11 protein-coding genes are annotated in these 14,805 nt (G+C 72.4%); 5 read left to right on the plus strand and 6 right to left on the minus strand.

What is annotated here, in order from left to right; translation table 11 throughout:
- Window positions 1-37: 37 nt before the first annotated feature.
- Window positions 38-1,378 carry an MFS transporter gene (locus ABZ818_RS26760; RefSeq protein ID WP_361419598.1) on the minus strand — a complete coding sequence of 447 codons (1,341 nt, stop codon included), beginning with the start codon at window positions 1,376-1,378 and terminating at the stop codon, window positions 38-40.
- 145 nt (window positions 1,379-1,523) lie between these two features.
- The gene (phnA, locus tag ABZ818_RS26765) at window positions 1,524-2,768 is read right to left on the minus strand and encodes a phosphonoacetate hydrolase (RefSeq protein WP_361419601.1); all 1,245 of its coding nucleotides are present in this window, start codon (window positions 2,766-2,768) and stop codon (window positions 1,524-1,526) included.
- 225 nt (window positions 2,769-2,993) lie between these two features.
- Here phnA and ABZ818_RS26770 point away from each other — a divergent pair, with 225 nt between their 5' ends.
- The gene (locus ABZ818_RS26770) at window positions 2,994-3,917 is read left to right on the plus strand and encodes a LysR family transcriptional regulator (protein WP_361419604.1); all 924 of its coding nucleotides are present in this window, start codon (window positions 2,994-2,996) and stop codon (window positions 3,915-3,917) included.
- A gap of 105 nt (window positions 3,918-4,022) precedes the next feature.
- Entirely contained in the window at window positions 4,023-5,519 is a 1,497-nt protein-coding gene (locus ABZ818_RS26775; RefSeq protein WP_361419608.1) for a PucR family transcriptional regulator ligand-binding domain-containing protein, read from the plus strand.
- A 25-nt stretch (window positions 5,520-5,544) separates the two neighbouring features.
- Here ABZ818_RS26775 and ABZ818_RS26780 read toward each other — a convergent pair whose 3' ends face one another.
- Both ABZ818_RS26780 and ABZ818_RS26785 read right to left on the minus strand, forming a co-directional pair.
- Window positions 5,545-6,969, minus strand: coding sequence for a cytosine permease (locus tag ABZ818_RS26780; protein ID WP_361419611.1), 1,425 nt, complete (start codon window positions 6,967-6,969; stop codon window positions 5,545-5,547).
- Window positions 6,970-7,127: 158 nt separating this feature from the next.
- Window positions 7,128-8,321, minus strand: coding sequence for a CoA transferase (locus ABZ818_RS26785; protein ID WP_361419614.1), 1,194 nt, complete (start codon window positions 8,319-8,321; stop codon window positions 7,128-7,130).
- A 209-nt stretch (window positions 8,322-8,530) separates the two neighbouring features.
- Here ABZ818_RS26785 and ABZ818_RS26790 point away from each other — a divergent pair, with 209 nt between their 5' ends.
- Window positions 8,531-9,673 (plus strand): acyl-CoA dehydrogenase family protein, encoded by a 1,143-nt coding sequence (locus ABZ818_RS26790; protein WP_361419617.1) that lies wholly within the window; start codon window positions 8,531-8,533, stop codon window positions 9,671-9,673.
- Window positions 9,674-9,957: 284 nt separating this feature from the next.
- On the opposite strand, the gene ABZ818_RS26795 is transcribed toward ABZ818_RS26790, so the two are convergent.
- Both ABZ818_RS26795 and ABZ818_RS26800 read right to left on the minus strand, forming a co-directional pair.
- A complete protein-coding gene (locus ABZ818_RS26795) occupies window positions 9,958-10,614 on the minus strand; it encodes a CoA pyrophosphatase (RefSeq protein ID WP_361419620.1) in 657 nt (218 codons plus the stop codon).
- Window positions 10,595-11,482, minus strand: coding sequence for a TetR/AcrR family transcriptional regulator (locus tag ABZ818_RS26800; RefSeq protein ID WP_361419623.1), 888 nt, complete (start codon window positions 11,480-11,482; stop codon window positions 10,595-10,597). The genes ABZ818_RS26795 and ABZ818_RS26800 overlap by 20 nt, the downstream gene beginning before the upstream one ends.
- 235 nt (window positions 11,483-11,717) lie before the next feature.
- Here ABZ818_RS26800 and ABZ818_RS26805 point away from each other — a divergent pair, with 235 nt between their 5' ends.
- Together ABZ818_RS26805 and ABZ818_RS26810 are read left to right on the plus strand one after the other, a co-directional pair.
- Window positions 11,718-12,713: an SDR family oxidoreductase gene (locus ABZ818_RS26805; RefSeq protein ID WP_361419626.1), complete on the plus strand. Its 996-nt coding sequence runs from the start codon at window positions 11,718-11,720 to the stop codon at window positions 12,711-12,713.
- Window positions 12,710-14,800, plus strand: coding sequence for an acetate--CoA ligase family protein (locus tag ABZ818_RS26810; RefSeq protein WP_361419629.1), 2,091 nt, complete (start codon window positions 12,710-12,712; stop codon window positions 14,798-14,800). The genes ABZ818_RS26805 and ABZ818_RS26810 overlap by 4 nt, the downstream gene beginning before the upstream one ends.
- Window positions 14,801-14,805: the final 5 nt, after the last annotated feature.

Below are 14,805 nucleotides of genomic sequence, written 5' to 3' on the forward strand. Positions count from 1 at the left end.
GGCGAGGGGTCACGCAGGAGTCCTGAAGGAACGGAGCTCACACACCGGCCGCGCGCGGCGTCCGGTTCCAGTGCGGCAGCATCAGCAGCCCGGCGAGCAGCGCGGCGACGGCGAACCCGGTGAACAGCACGCCCCCGGAGAGGAACCCGGGCAGCAGGCCACCGAGGATCGCACCGACGGAGCCGCAGCCGTTGACCAGCCCGGCCGCCGTGCCCGCACCCTTGTCGGTGCCGAAGTCCACCGCGGCGACGCAGGAGATCATCGAGTCGGCGGCGTACACGCTCAGTCCGATCACGGCGAGGACGCCGATCATGACCGCGACGCTGCCGGTCGCGGTGAGCGGCATGAACAGCGCCAGGGCCGCCGTCAGCAGGGCCAGCGCGAGCACGCACGGCGGTACGCGGCGCGAGGCGAACAGCCGGTCGGAGAGCCAGCCGACGCCGATCGGAGCGAGAACTCCCGCCGCGCCGAACGCGATCGGAACGAGGACGGCACCGACCTTGTCGAGGTCGGGCAGCCGCCGGCTGACGAGTACGGGCCCCCACAGCAGGATCGCGTAGCGGGCGGGTTTGAGGAGGAAGTAGGTGGCGCCGAGGGTCAGCACCATGCGGTCGCGCAGCGTCTCACGGTAGAGGGCGATCCCGCGGCGCCGTTCACCGGTCTCCATGGCTGGTGCGGGCCGCCCGCCCGGCGCCGGCTCCCCGGCCGGTGCGTCGTCCTCGGCGATGCCCGCGTCCCGCGGGGAGTTCTTCTGGAACGCCGCGAACAACAGCAGTACGGCGCCGAGCGTCGCCGCGCCCGAGAAGAACGCGGCCCGCCAACTGTCGAAGAGGGCGTACGCGATCCAGCCGAGGAACGGGGGCGCGGCCAGCCCGCCGAACGCGTAGTTGGTGCTCCACAGTCCGAGAGCCCGGCCGCGCTGCCGCATGGGGAAGAAGCTGCCCATGTTCTTGCACAGCGGTGCCCAGCCGGCCGACTGGGCGAGGCCCTGGACGACCATCGCGCCGCCGAAGGCCAGCAGAGCACTGCTGAGGCCCATCACGCAGGCCGCGGCGATGGCGCCGATCATGCCGCCGATGACGACCACCCGGGGACCGAAGCGGTCGGCCCACATGCCCCACAGGAACTGCCCGGCCGCATAGGCGGCGAGGTACACCGCGTCGATGACGCCGAGGGCATGTTCGGTGAGGGCGGTGTTGGCGGCAGGGTCGTCGAGGATGCCGAGCTTGGCGACGGAGAAGGCCTGGCGCACGAAGTAGAACCCGGCGTAGGCGAGCCAGGTCACGGCGAAGATCCGCCGTCGCCAGCGGACGGCGTCGGCATGTGCCGGGCCGGTCAGGGGAGCGCGGTGCGGATGCGGTGGTGCGAGGTCGGCCATGGCGGTGTCCTGTCCCTCGTCTGGGGCGGATGGGCTGGCGTGGGGGGCGGCAGCGGGCATGGCAAGGCCCCGGACGCTCGTACTCGGGGCTCGGCGGGCGGGCCCCGGCGGCCGGGGCCGGTCGCCGACAGGTGTGCTGGACGGGTCAGACGGTGAGCGGCTCACCTGCCGCGATCGCCGTGCCGAGCCAGAACGCGTCGAAGTTGCGCAGGCGGTGTCCATCGGGCAGACCGGGGACGGGCGCGTTCACGAGGAACGGCACCTTCTGCTCGGACAGCCCCCCGTGCGAGCGCAGGGGCTCGGTGAAACCGGAGATGTCGTGCCGGGCGGGCGTCGTACCGAGCACGGTGTTGCGTTCCGCGATGACGACGAGGTCGCCGATGCGGTCGCCGGGCAGCTCGAAACGGGCGGCCGCCTCGCCGCGGGTCAGCACCGTGTCCACGCCCTCCAGGGCCTGGAGTCGGGCGGTGACGGCGCCGGAGTCGGCGTGCTCGGGCAGATGGACGGTGGCGTAGGATCCCAGTGCGCCGTGGTGCACGGTGTACGGGTCGGTGATCGGCAGCACGACCCGTGCGGAGCCCGGCTCCAGCTGGGCGTCGAGGACGTCCTGGAGATGGATGACCCGGGCGTTCCCGTCGCGGTCGGCCTTGGCGTTCATGCCGTGGTCGGCGGTGACGACGAGTACCGCGCCGAGCGCGTCGATGCGCTCGAAGTACTGGTCGAGCATGGCGTAGAAGTCGTTGGCGACGGGCGATCCGGGGGCGTGCTTGTGCTGGATGTAGTCGGTGAGCGACAGGTACATGAGGTCGGGGCGGTCCTTGTCGAGGATGTCGGCCCCGGCGGCCATGACCAGTTCGCTGAGCTCGGCGCTGTAGACGGACGGCAGTTCCATGCCGGTCCGGGCGAGGACCTTGCCGATGCCGTTCTCCTCCTCCGTGGCCTGGTCGGCCTTCTCGGCGGAGAAGCAGATGCCGTCGACGAGACCGCTGCCGAGGAGGCGGCGCAGCTTGTCCTTGGCGGTGATGACGGCGACCTTGGACCCCTGCTGCGAGAAGGCGGCGAACAGGGTGGGCGCGCGCAGCAGTTCGGGGTCGTTCATCATGACCTCGGTGCCGGCGGCGGTGTCGTAGAAGTAGTTGCCGCAGATGCCGTGGACGGAGGGCGGCACCCCTGTGGCGATGGACAGGTTGTTCGGATTGGTGAAGGACGGCATCGTGCAGTCGGCGCGCAGGTCGCTGCCCGCATGGAGCATGCGTTCCAGGAAGGGCATGCGGCCGTCGGCGATGGCCCGCTCGTGGTAGGCGTCCTCGCTGCCGTCGATGCACACCACGACGACGGGCCGGCGGGGCCGGTGGTAGCGGCGTCCGTTCACTGTCAGCGGTTCGGTCATGTGCGGATCCACCTCTGAAGGTCGAAGGAGCCGGGAGGGCCATCGCGTCGGCCGTCCCGCTGTTTCATGGGTAGCACCGCGCCAGGGACGGGCAGAACCACCGGATTCGCTATGACGGCCATAGCCGCGGACGGTGCTCTCGCTGCCTCTCGCACCCTCCCCACCAGGGTGTTCTGGCGCTAGAGTCGGCGGCTCGGGTGATCGGCGACGGCCTGAGGGAGGCGTGTGGAACTCAACCTCCACCGATTGTGGATCTTCATGCAGGTCGTGGAGCACCAGGGCTTCTCGGCGGCGGCGCACCGTCTCTACATGAGCCAGCCGTCGGTCTCCAACCAGGTGCGCCGGCTGGAGCAGTCCCTCAAGGTCACCCTCATCGACCGCTCGGGAACCCGGGCGCGGCCGACTGCCGAGGGCGAGATACTGGCCGAGTACGGCAAGCGGGTGTTCCTGCTGGCCGAGGAGGCTGTCGCGGCGGTGCAGCAGGTGAGCGGTCTGGTGTCGGGACGGCTGCTGGTCGGTGGCTCGACGACCGTCGGCACGTATCTGCTGCCGTCGCTCCTGGCCCGGTTCCAGGAGCGGCATCCGGGCATCGAGTGCGACATCTTCGTGGGCAACAACGAGGCGGTGCTGGAGCGGCTGCTGGCCGGGGACATCGGTGTCGCCGTGGTCGCGGGCGTTCCGGCGGAGTCCCGGCTGGTGCCGGAGACGGTGCTCGGTGAGCGGCTGGTGCTGATCGCGGCGCCGGGGCATCCGCTGGCGGCGCTGGACCAGGTGAGCCCGGGGGACCTGAAGGGCTGTCGCATTTTGCTGCGTGAGCCGGGCTCGCAGACACGTGAACTCCAGGAACAGGCGCTCGCGGAATGGGAGCTGACCGAAGTGTCACGGGGTGAGGTCTGGGGCCCCGAGGCGGTCAAGCAGTGCGTGGCGGCGGGCCTCGGACTCGCCCTCATCTCCGAGCACGCCGTGGTGGACGACGTACGCGCCGGGACCCTGACCGTCCTGCCGGTCGACCCGGCGCCGCGCTCCCGGCCCGTCAACCTCGTCCGCCGCAGGGACCGTCTGCTGTCCCCGGCGGAGCGCGCGTTCATCGAACTACTGCGCTCCGTGGGCCAATGGCCGCGTGAACTCCCGAGGCCCGCCACGTCCTGAACGGCGGCCGGCGCCCGGTCCTACCGGAGATCCGGGGGATCGTCTCGTACGAGTCGAGGTGGCCCGGCTTTCGCAGGCCGTTTTGTGCTGTTGCACAATCGTCGTGTGCCCGTCTCGGTTCCCGACCTCCTCAGCGAACCCGCCCTGCGGCTTCGCGCGCTGAGCAGCCACTGCCATGACGAGGACCGGCGGATCGGCTGGGTGTCCACGACGGAACTGCCGGACCCGACGCCGTTCCTGCGCGGTGACGAACTGGTGATGACGACGGGCATGCTGGACCGGGACGACGCCGAGTGGATCCGGCTGCTCGGCCGGCTGGCGGAGCTTCCGGTGGCCGCGCTCTGCTTCGGCACCGGCCTGGTGCACAGGGACGTGCCGCCCGTCGTCGTCGAGACCGCCGAGCGGGTCGGTCTGGCCCTCCTGGGCTCACCCGTGGAGGTGCCCTTCGCGCAGATCAGCCGGTGGGTGGCTGACCGGATCTTCGCGGAGCGCTACGACGCGGTGCGATCGGCCGTCGTCCTCCAGGACCAGTTGGTCAGGGAACTGCTGTCCGGTCACGGGCTGCGCGGGCTGCTGCGGCGGCTGCACCGCGAACTGGGAGCCGGGCCGGTGGCCGTGGTCGAGCCGGGTGGGCGCGTGCTGGCACGCCATCCCTCCTCGTCCGAGTGGCCGCAGGCCGGTGCGGACGAGGGGGCGGTGGTCGACGCGGGGACGTCCGTGCCGATCGTGGTGGACGGTGTGCCGGTCGCGTGGCTGCGCACCCGGCTGGGCACGATGCGGCAGGACGTGCTGTCGTTCGCCACGAGCATCATCGGCCTCGAGGTGGCCCGCCACCAGGCCGTGCTCAACGGCCGGCGGGAGCTGCTGGGCCAGCTCCTCGAGGACGTCCTGCACCGCACGGTCTCCGACGCCGACGCCCGTCGCCGGCTGACGGCGTACGGCCTCGCGGTGGAGGGGCCGCACGTGGTCGTGGTCGCCCGGGTCGGCGGCGCCCCCGGGCGGCTGCGCAGGCTGCCGTGGACGCTGGGGCCGCTCCTGGAGCGTGAGCGCGACCGGCTGCCCACCGCCCTGATCGACGACACCGTGATGGTGATCGTGCCCGACGGTGTCGATGCCGCGGCCGCTGCCCGTACCGTCGCGGACCACCTGACCGTGCTGGACCCGGGGGTCCGGGTGGGTGTGGGCGAGCCGCGACGCGGGGTGGCCGGGCTGCGGCTCGGCTACTTCGAGGCGCGCCAGGCGGCGCAGGCCGGCCCCGGGGTGCACCGGGCGGCGCCGCTGAGCATCGCCGGACTGCTGATGGGCAATCTGGACCTGCCGCTGCGGGAGCTGGGCCACGCCGTGCTCGCGCCGCTGCTGCGGCACGACGAGGAACAGCGGGCCGAGCTCGTCACCACGCTGCGGTCGTACCTCGCTCACGACTGCGCGTCGGCCGCGACCGCCCGGGAGCTGACGCTCCACCGCAACAGCCTGCGCTACCGGCTGCGGTTGATCGAGCAGCTCACCGGCCGCGATCTCGACCGCCTGGCCGACCGCACGGAACTGTGGCTCGCCCTCCTGGCATTGGAGGCCGACCCCGCCGGGGCACCGCCGGGGCAGTGAACGGGTGCGACCGCCTCCGCCGCCGTCAGGGGGTGGGGGAGGGGGAGCCGGTCCTCGTCCCCGGCTCGGTGGTGAGGATCATGCGGTCCGGTACGTGGGCGGTGTCCCGGCGGGCGGTGAGCCAGTAGAGCGCGGCCGGTACGGCCAGACCGACGATCCAGGAGATGTCCGTGCCGCCGAGCGGCTGCACCAGCGGGCCGGTGTAGAAACTGGTGGCCAGGAAAGGCAGTTGGACCAGCAGGCCGATGCCGTAGACGACGAGTGCCTTGACGCGCCAGGCGCCGTAGCGGCCGTGCGGGTCGCTCAGGGCGGGCAGGTCGTAGCGCTCCTTGGCGATCAGGTAGTAGTCCACCAGGTTGATCGCCGACCAGGGGGTGAAGGCCGTGAGCAGGAAGAGCAGGAAGTCCTTGAAGGAGGACAGGAAGCTGTCCTTGCCCAGGAGGGCGACCGCGGTTCCCGCGATCATGATGCCGGCAATGTAGGCGGCGCGGCCGCGTGTGGACAGCGCGCGCTGCCCGCGGAAGCCGCTGATGCCGGTGACCATCGACATGAAACCGCCGTAGGTGTTGAGCACGTTCACCGTCAGCTTGCCCAGGGCGATGACGAAGTACAGGAACGAGGCCGCGAGGCCCGCGCCGCCCAGGCCGACGATGTAGCCGACCTGGTTGTCGACGAAGGCGCTGCCGGCCGCGGCCGCCGCGAGCGCGCCGAACGTCATGGACCACTGGGAGCCGAGGGTCGAGCCGCCGAGGGTCCACCAGAAGGTGGCGCGGGGAGAGGTTGCGCGGGGCAGGTAGCGCGAGTAGTCGGCGACGTAGGGGCCGAAGGCGAGCTGCCAGGAGGCGGAGAGGGAGATGGCGAGAAGGAACAGCGGCAGGTCGAACGAGCGGTTGGCGAGGAGGGTGCTCAGGTCGGCGCGCTCCAGGAGGCGGATGCCGAGGTAGATGAAGGCGAGTGCGCACACGATGCTGGCCACCCGTCCCAGGGTGTGGATGAGCCGGTAGCCGACGAGCGTGGTGACCGCGGAGACGACGGCGAAGATCACGATGCCCGTGGTGTCGCCGAGGTGGGTGAGTTCGCCGACCGCCTGGCCTGCCAGCACGCTGCCGCTGGCGAAGAAGCCGACGTACATCACGATGACCAGGACCAGCGGGACGATGGCTCCGCGGACGCCGAACTGGGCCCGGCTGGAGATCATCTGCGGGAGGCCGAGGCGGGGCCCCTGGGCGGAGTGCAGGGCCATCACCGCACCGCCCAGCAGGTTGCCGAGCAGCAGGCCGATGATCGACCAGAAGGCGCCCGCGCCGAAGACGACGGCGAGCGCGCCTGTGACGACCGCGGTGATCTGGAGGTTGGCGCCCAGCCAGAGAGTGAACTGGCTGAACGCGCTGCCGTGCCGTTCGGCGTCGGGTACGACATCGATCGAGCGTTGTTCGACCACGCCTGTCATAGATATGCCCTCTTCCACAGACCCGCTCCTGAACTGCATAGGGTCATTCAGAATGGGGTTGGTTGAATGAGAGGTCAATACTTTGGCGCAAAATATGGTCTGAGGATTGCCTGGGCGGGGTGGCGAGGCCCGAACCTACGGCCGGCGCCTGCCCGGACTCATTGACGGATCCGGCCCCGGTCCTCACGCAGCCATTGCTCGACAACCGCGTCGGTGTGCTCGCCGAGAGCCGGGCTCGGAGCCGCCGTCCCGTGGACCGAAGGACCGGTGCCCGCCCCGTCCGCCGCGCCGTCCGGCCCGAACCGCGCAGGCTGGCGCAGGTACGGCGTGCGGCCCAGCACGGGGTGGTCGAACTCGCCGACGAGCCCCCGCCCGCGGATCTGCTCGCTGTCCACCGCATCGGTCAGGTCCCAGATCGGGGCGGCCGGGACTCCCGCGGCCTGCGCCGACTTCAGGGCCTGCTCCGTGGTCAGTCCGGCGGACCACCGCTCGGTGATCTCCCGCACCTGCTCGATGTGGTGCGCCCGGGCGGCGTCGTCGCGGAACCGCGGGTCCGACGGCATGTCGGGCCGCCCCACCATCCGGGCGAACCGAGCGAACACCGCCTCGCCGGCGACCGCGATCGCCACCAGGCCGTCGGCGGTCCGATAGGTGTCGAACGGGGTGGAGACCGGATGCCGGTTGCCGACCCGGCCGGGCAGGTCTCCGGTCGCGGTGAGCAGACTCATCGCGGTCACCTGGAGCGACACCAGGGAGTCGAGCATGGCCACGTCGATGTACCGGCCCTGGCCGCTGCGCTCCCGGTCGAACAGCGCGGCGTTGATGGCCCACGAGGCGAACAGTCCGGCCACCAGGTCGCCGACCGACTCGCCGACCCTGGTGGGCGGCCCGTCGGGCGTGCCGGTGCCGGCCATCAGACCGGACATGGCCTGGACGATCAGGTCGTAAGCGGGGTGCTCCCGCATCGGGCCGGTCTGCCCGAAGCCGGAGATGCTCGCGTAGACCAGCCGCGGGTTGGCCACGCGGAGGGTGGCGTGGTCGATGCCGAGCCGCCGGGCGACCCCGGGACGGTAGTTCTCGACGAAGACGTCGGCCTGCTCGGCCAGCCGCAGCAGCAGCGCGTGGTCGTCGGGATCCTTCAGATCGAGGGCGATGCTGCGCTTGCCGCGGTTGAGCTGGGCGAAGTACACGCTCTCGCCCTTGCGGAACGGCCCGAGGTGCCGGGCGTCGTCACCGCCGGGCGGCTCGACCTTGACCACGTCGGCCCCGAGGTCCGCCAGCAGGGCCGTGCAGTACGGGCCGGCCAGCACCCGGCTCAGGTCGAGCACGCGCAGGCCGTGCAGAACAGTCATGGCTTCACGCCTTTCGGTCGGGGGGCGGCCGGATCACACCGCGGCATGCGGAACGTAAGCCGAGGGCCTTCGGGGAGTCGATGTGCGGCTGCACGAAGATCTGCCGGATCGTCGTGCGCACGCACATTGGCGCCGTGGGCGGGCTTGCGCCGCAATGGAGGCGGGCCCGTACCGATCCGCACTCCGACTCTCCGACCGAGGAGCACTCCATGACGACGCCGTACCTGCTGCCTCCGATGTACGACGAGTTCCGCGCCGCGGCCCGCGCCGTCGCCGAGAAGGAACTGGGGCCCCGGGCGGCGGAGGTCGACGCGCGGGGCGGGTTCCCGCACGAGAACTACGACCGGCTGGTGGCCGCCGGGCTGCACGCACCCGGCATCCCCGAGGAGTACGGCGGCGACGGCGTCGACGCCATCGCCGCGGCCATCGCCGTCGAGGAGGTCGCCCGCGTGTGCGCGTCCTCGTCCACCATCCAGACGTCCAACAAGCTCGGGGTGGTCCCGCTGCTGCTGGCCGGCACGGAGGAACAGCGGCAGCGGTACCTGCCCGAAGTGGCCTCCGGCGAGGCGCTGATGGCCTACGCCATCAGCGAGCGGGAGGCGGGCAGCGACGTCGCCGCGATGCGCTGCCGTGCGACGGCCGACGGGGACGGCTGGATCCTGGACGGCGTGAAGACCTGGATCACCTCGGCCGGTGTGGCCAGGTACCTCATCGTCTTCGCGGTCACCGACCCCGACGCGGGCTCCCGCGGCATCTCGGCGTTCGTCGTCCACGCGGACGACGCCGGCATCGCCTACGGCGAGCCCGAACGGAAGATGGGGCTGAAGGGCTCGATCACCCGCGAGGTGTACTTCGACGGCTGCCGGATCCCCGGCGACCGCCTGCTCGGCGAGCGAGGCAGGGGGCTCCGGCTGGCGCTGGCGACCCTGGACCACACCAGGGTCTCGGTCGGCGCCCAGGCGCTCGGCATCGCGCAGGGCGCCCTCGACCACGCGGTCGGCTATGTGCGGGAACGCCGGCAGTTCGGCAAGGCCATCGCCGACTTCCAGGGCGTCCAGTTCATGCTCGCCGACATGGCGATGAAGGTGGAGTCGGCACGGCAGATGGTCTACGCCGCCGCGGCCCGCAGTTCGGCGGGCTCGTCCGACCTGACATACTTCGGCGCGGCCGCCAAGTGCCTCGCCTCCGACACGGCGATGGCCGTGACGACCGACGCGGTGCAACTGCTCGGCGGCTACGGCTACACCAAGGACTTCCCCGTCGAGCGCATGATGCGCGATGCGAAGATCACCCAGATCTACGAGGGGACCAACCAGATCCAGCGGATCGTGGTGGCCCGCAACCTGCCGTAGCCCACACCGGCCCGGCACGGGTGCGCGGCGGGAGTACACCGGCTCGCGCGGAGTCGACAGCGGGCCTGCCCGTCGGCTCGAGCTCCCGGGACAGGACCGCGGCCGGCGTCCCTCGCCATGCGTGGCGCGGTCGTGAACCCGACCGCGCCGCGTCGTCGTGGGCACCACACGCGTGCGCTGGGCGTGAACCGGGCTTCCCCGCGGACGTGGCCGGCGGCGCCGGCCCCGGGCTCGGCGCCGCGCCCCGCAGTGGGCGAAGGCGCCGAGCAGGACGGGGAGTTGGCTCATGTACGGGTGAAGACGGGCTGCGCCAGGTCGGCCACGCGCGTCGGGCGGCCCAGCAGCGCGACCTCGCGGAACTGCCAGAGCAGCGCGCCGGTGGGCGGGTGGACCACCATCCCGCGGCGCAGCGGCAGTTGGAGGAGCGGTCGGCCGTCGTCGGCGGTGCGCCAGCGGGGGATGTCCGGATCGGTGAGCCTGTGCAGGGGGATGGGGTGCAGGGAGTGGACCTCGCGCCGGTCGCGTGCCGGATTCACCGGTGCCCGGGGGATCACGACGACCGGGGTGATGACGAAGCCGGAGTCGGTGACGAAGTCGTCGAGCAGCCCGGCCACGTCGCCCGGTTGCGCCGAGATCCCCGTCTCCTCGGCGAGTTCCCGCAGTGCCGCGGCCACCGGGGTCTCGCCGTCGTCCAACCGGCCGCCGGGCAGGGCCCACTGGCCGGCATTGCGGCCCCGGGGCGCTCTCTTGATCAGCAGGACGTGGGCCTGGCCACGGTGGGCGAAGAGGGTGAGGCACACCCCGGCGCGGCGGGTGGCCTGCGGCGCGGTGGCCTCGCGCCGTTCGAACGCGGCCAGATTGGCCGCTATCCGGTCGGCGGCCTCGCCCAGGTCGGTGACCGGCGCGGTGGCCGCGGACCCCTCAGGCGTCGGCAGGTTCATGGGATCCTCCTGTGGGCGCGAGGAGTTCGCGCTCGATGAAGTCCAGCAGAACGCCGCGCATCCGCTCGGCGCTGACCTGCGGTGCCCCGGTGAGCACCTGGATGGCCAGGCCGTCGGTGAGCGCGGTGATGCCGAGTGCCAGTTGCTCGGCGTCGGCGTCGGCGCGGAACTGCCCCTGGCGCTGCCCTCGCCGGATGATCCGGACCACGGCCTCCCGCCAGCGGGCGTAGAAGTCGTTGTGGATCGGACGCAGTTCGGGACGCAGTGCCGTCTCGGCCCAGAACTGAAGCCACACCAGCCACTCGTTCCGGACCCGGCCCGGTGCGGGCAGCTGCATGTCGATGAGCCTCAGCAGGCGTTCGTGGGCGCTGTCCACGGCCCTCAGCTCGACACTCTGCCGGTCGAAGGCGCTGTGGACGCAGTGCAGCAGCGCCGCGCTGAGCAGGTCCTGCTTGGTCGGGAAGTAGTAGTGCACGGCGCCGCTGCTGGTCCCGCAGGCACGGGCGATGTCCGCGATCCGGACGGCGTGGTACCCCTGCTCCGAGATGAGCTTCCACGCCGCGTCCAGGAACTCGTTGCGCCGGCGCTCGTCTCCCGCCCGCTCGGCTTCGCCGGTCTCCCGCACCGGTTCCGCGAGCTGTTGCCCGGCCGCCGGAGCCGGTCCCGTGCCCCGGCCGTGCATCAGCCAGTCGACGCTGACCCCGCCCGTCGCGGCGACGGCCGCCAACTCCTCCGGCGTGAAGCGGCGGTTGCCCCGGAGCGACTTGGAAAGCTTGGTCGGCTCCAGACCGATGCGCACCGCGAAATCCCGGTGCGTGTCCGCGACCGCCTCGATCACCTGACGCACGCGTTGCGCTGTTTCTCCCATGCCGCCGAACCCTAACCGCGTGATTGCTCAAATCGCAACACCCCAGGTATGCGCGGGTGCTGGACCAGAGCTGCTCCAGTTGATGAAAACCGCAGGCAGTGCACCTATTGACAGTGGGTTTCGGAGCGTCTCAGAGTGAGGGGCAATCGCCAACCGGCGCATCAGTCAGTCGATGTCCCAACGCCAGGGTTCCGGCCGCGATCCGGACACCAGGCCCGGCACGAAAGAGAGCACTGTGGGGACGACACCACTGCGCCCTGATGTACACGACGGCAAAGTCGTGCTGATCACGGGCGGCGGCACCGGTATCGGCCGGGCCGTGGCCGCCGACTTCGCCGCCTGCGGGGCGCGCATCGTGATCTGCGGCCGCCGCAGCGGCCCGCTGGAGGACGTACGCGCCCGGATCGAGGCCGTCGGCGGCACCTGTCTGGCCGTACCCGCGAACATCCGTGAGGAGGGCGCGGTCACCCGGGTCGTGGACGCCGCCCTCGAGGCCTTCGGCCGCATCGACGTGCTCGTCAACAACGCCGGCGGCCAGTTCACCGCCCCCGCCGAGGAGATCACCCCCAAGGGCTGGCGCGCGGTGCACGATCTGGCCGTCGACGCCGGTTGGGCCATGACCCGCGAGGTCGCGGTCCGCTCGATGATCCCGAACCGTTCCGGCGTCGTGTTCTTCATCGCGTTCTCCCCGCGGCGCGGCATCCCCGGCATGGTCCACGCCACCTCCGCCCGCGCCGCCTTGGAGAACCTCGCCGCCGGACTGTCCCTGGAGTGGAGCCGCTACGGGATCCGCACCGTGTGCGTCGCCCCCGGCACCATCGCCACCGAGGGGATGGAGGACGCGTACGGCGAGGAGGACCGCCGTACCTGGGAACGGGCCGTACCGCTCGGCCGGTTGGGACGCCCCGAGGAGGTCTCCGGGCTCGTGTCCTTCCTCGCCTCGCCCGGCGGTTCGTACGTCACCGGAACGACGATCGTCGTGGACGGCGGCACGGACGCGTGGGGCACGGGCCAACCGGCACCGGCCCTCCTGACGGAGACTCCCGGCTCTCAGCAAGCACCGGGCTCTCAGCAAGCACCGGGTTCCCCGGAAACACCGGGCTCCCCGGACGCGCTCCACGCCCCCGGCTCGCCCGAAGCCCTCCCCGGCCCGCCCCACACCCACCGTCCCCCGAACATCCCGGACACCCGCTCCCTCAACGCCCCGGACCCCACGGAGGTGGCCCCGTGACCGTCGCGCTCCCCGAAGGCACCTCCGCGCCCGGCGACGCCCGGGACGTGTCCGCGCTCTTCGATCCCGCCTCCGTCGCCGTGATCGGCGCCAGCAACGACCAGACCAAGTACGGCAACTGGATCGCCGTCCAGGCGCTGCGCGGCGACCGGAGCCGCCCGGTCCACCTGGTCAACCGGCGCGGCGAGCCCGTTCTGGGCCGCCCCGTCCACCGCCGCGCCGTCGACGCCCCGGGAGGCGTGGACCTCGCCGTGATCGCCGTGCCCGCCGCCGCGTTCGGCGACGCCGTGGACGACGCGCTCGCCGCCGGTGCCCGCGCGATCGTCGGCATCACCGCCGGCTTCGCCGAACTCGGCGAGGAGGGCCGGCAGCGGGAGGCAGCCCTGGCCGAGCGCATCAGGCAGGCCGGCGCCGTCCTGCTCGGTCCCAACTGCCTGGGCGTGCTCGACACCACCAGCGGACTGCGCCTGGCGTCCAACGACATGCCCGCGGGCCCCGTCGGATTCGTGTCGCAGAGCGGCAACATGGCCCTCGAACTCGGCCGCCACCTGGAGCGGGACGGCCTCGGCTTCTCCCGGTTCGCCTCCCTGGGCAACCAGGCCGACCTCACCGCCGCCGACCTCGTCCGCGGCTACACCGAACACGACGGCACCGAGTTGATCGCCCTGTACTGCGAGGACTTCGGGGACGGCCGCGCCTTCGCCCGCGCCGCCGCCGACGCCGTGCGGGCCGGAAAGCCCGTCGTACTGCTCACCGTCGGCGCCGGACAGGCGTCCATGCGCGGTGCTCGCTCCCACACCGGAGCCCTGACCAGCGACTCCGCCGTCATCGACGCCGCGTGCCGGGCCGCGGGCGTCGACCGCGTCGCCACCGTCGCCGAACTCGCCCACCTGCTCGGCGCCCTGCACCGCAACCGGCGCGGCGGCGGCCGCCGGGTCGCCGTCATCGCCGACGGCGGCGGCCACGCCTCGCTCGCCAGCGACGTGGCCGAGGCGCACGGCCTGCTCGTCCCGGAGTTCGGCGCCCGCCTCACCTCCGCGATGGGCGCCGAACTCCCGCCCTCCGCGGGCACCGCGAACCCGGTCGACCTCGCCGGGGCGGGGGAGCAGGACATCACCTCCTTCGGCCGGGTGCTCGACCTGGCGCTGAGCGCGGACGAGGTCGACGCCGTCCTGGTCACCGGCTACTTCGGCGGCTACGGCGGCTACGGCGAGGCACTCGCGGACGCCGAGACCGCCACCGCCCGCGTGATGGCCGAGCACATCCGCACCCGCGGCAAGCCCGTCGCCGTGCACACGATGTACGCGGAGCGGCCCGCCGCCAGGGAGCTCAAGGACCAGGGAGTGAGCGTCTTCGGCTCCGTGGAGCACGCGGCCCGGGTCCTCGGGCAGATCGCCGAACGTGCCGAGCGGTCCGCCCCGCGCGTCCCGGCACTGCCGGAGCCCGCCGTGCCCGTGGCCGCCGACGACTACTGGACCGCCCGCGAACTGCTTCGCGAGGGCGGGCTCGACTTCCCCGCCGCCCACCTGGTCCGTACCGAGGACGAGGCGGCCGCCGCCGCCCGGGAGATCGGCGGGCCGATCGTCCTGAAGGCCATGGGCCTGCTGCACAAGTCCGACGCGGGCGGCGTCGCGCTCGGCCTCGCCGACGAGACCGCGGTCCGGACCGCGCACGCCGACATGGCACGCCGCCTCGACCCGCCCGGCTTCTGCGTCGAGGCCATGGCCGACACCGGCGGAGGCGTCGAACTCATCGTCGGCGTCCGCCGGGACCCCCGCTTCGGTCCCGTTGCGCTCGTCGGGCTCGGCGGCGTCTTCACCGAGGTGCTGCGCGACGTCCGGCTCGCACTGGCGCCCGTGACCGCGGCCGAGGCCGAGGCCCTGCTGGCCCGTCTGGCGGCCGCGCCCCTGCTGCGCGGCGTACGCGGCCGGTCCGCCGTGGACCTTCCGGCGGCCGCCCGAGCGGTCGAGGCCATCACGGCCGTCGCCGCCGCGCACCCCGAGATCTCCGACCTGGAGGTCAACCCCCTGCTCGTCACCCCGAAGGGCTGCCTGGGCCTCGACGCCCGGATCGTCCTCGGCTCCTGACCAGC

Origin of the sequence: Streptomyces sp. NPDC047453 (assembly GCF_040643155.1) — a bacterium.
GTDB lineage: Bacteria > Actinomycetota > Actinomycetes > Streptomycetales > Streptomycetaceae > Streptomyces.

Bases quoted from the DNA above. Each gene is read 5' to 3' on its own strand.
- ABZ818_RS26760 (WP_361419598.1), bottom strand. From the start codon at position 1,378: ATGGCCGACCTCGCACCACCGCATCCGCACCGCGCTCCCCTGACCGGC.
- ABZ818_RS26780 (WP_361419611.1), bottom strand. From the start codon at position 6,969: ATGACAGGCGTGGTCGAACAACGCTCGATCGATGTCGTACCCGACGCC.
- phnA (WP_361419601.1), bottom strand. From the start codon at position 2,768: ATGACCGAACCGCTGACAGTGAACGGACGCCGCTACCACCGGCCCCGC.
- ABZ818_RS26795 (WP_361419620.1), bottom strand. From the start codon at position 10,614: ATGAACCTGCCGACGCCTGAGGGGTCCGCGGCCACCGCGCCGGTCACC.
- ABZ818_RS26800 (WP_361419623.1), bottom strand. From the start codon at position 11,482: ATGGGAGAAACAGCGCAACGCGTGCGTCAGGTGATCGAGGCGGTCGCG.
- ABZ818_RS26790 (WP_361419617.1), top strand. From the start codon at position 8,531: ATGACGACGCCGTACCTGCTGCCTCCGATGTACGACGAGTTCCGCGCC.
- ABZ818_RS26785 (WP_361419614.1), bottom strand. From the start codon at position 8,321: ATGACTGTTCTGCACGGCCTGCGCGTGCTCGACCTGAGCCGGGTGCTG.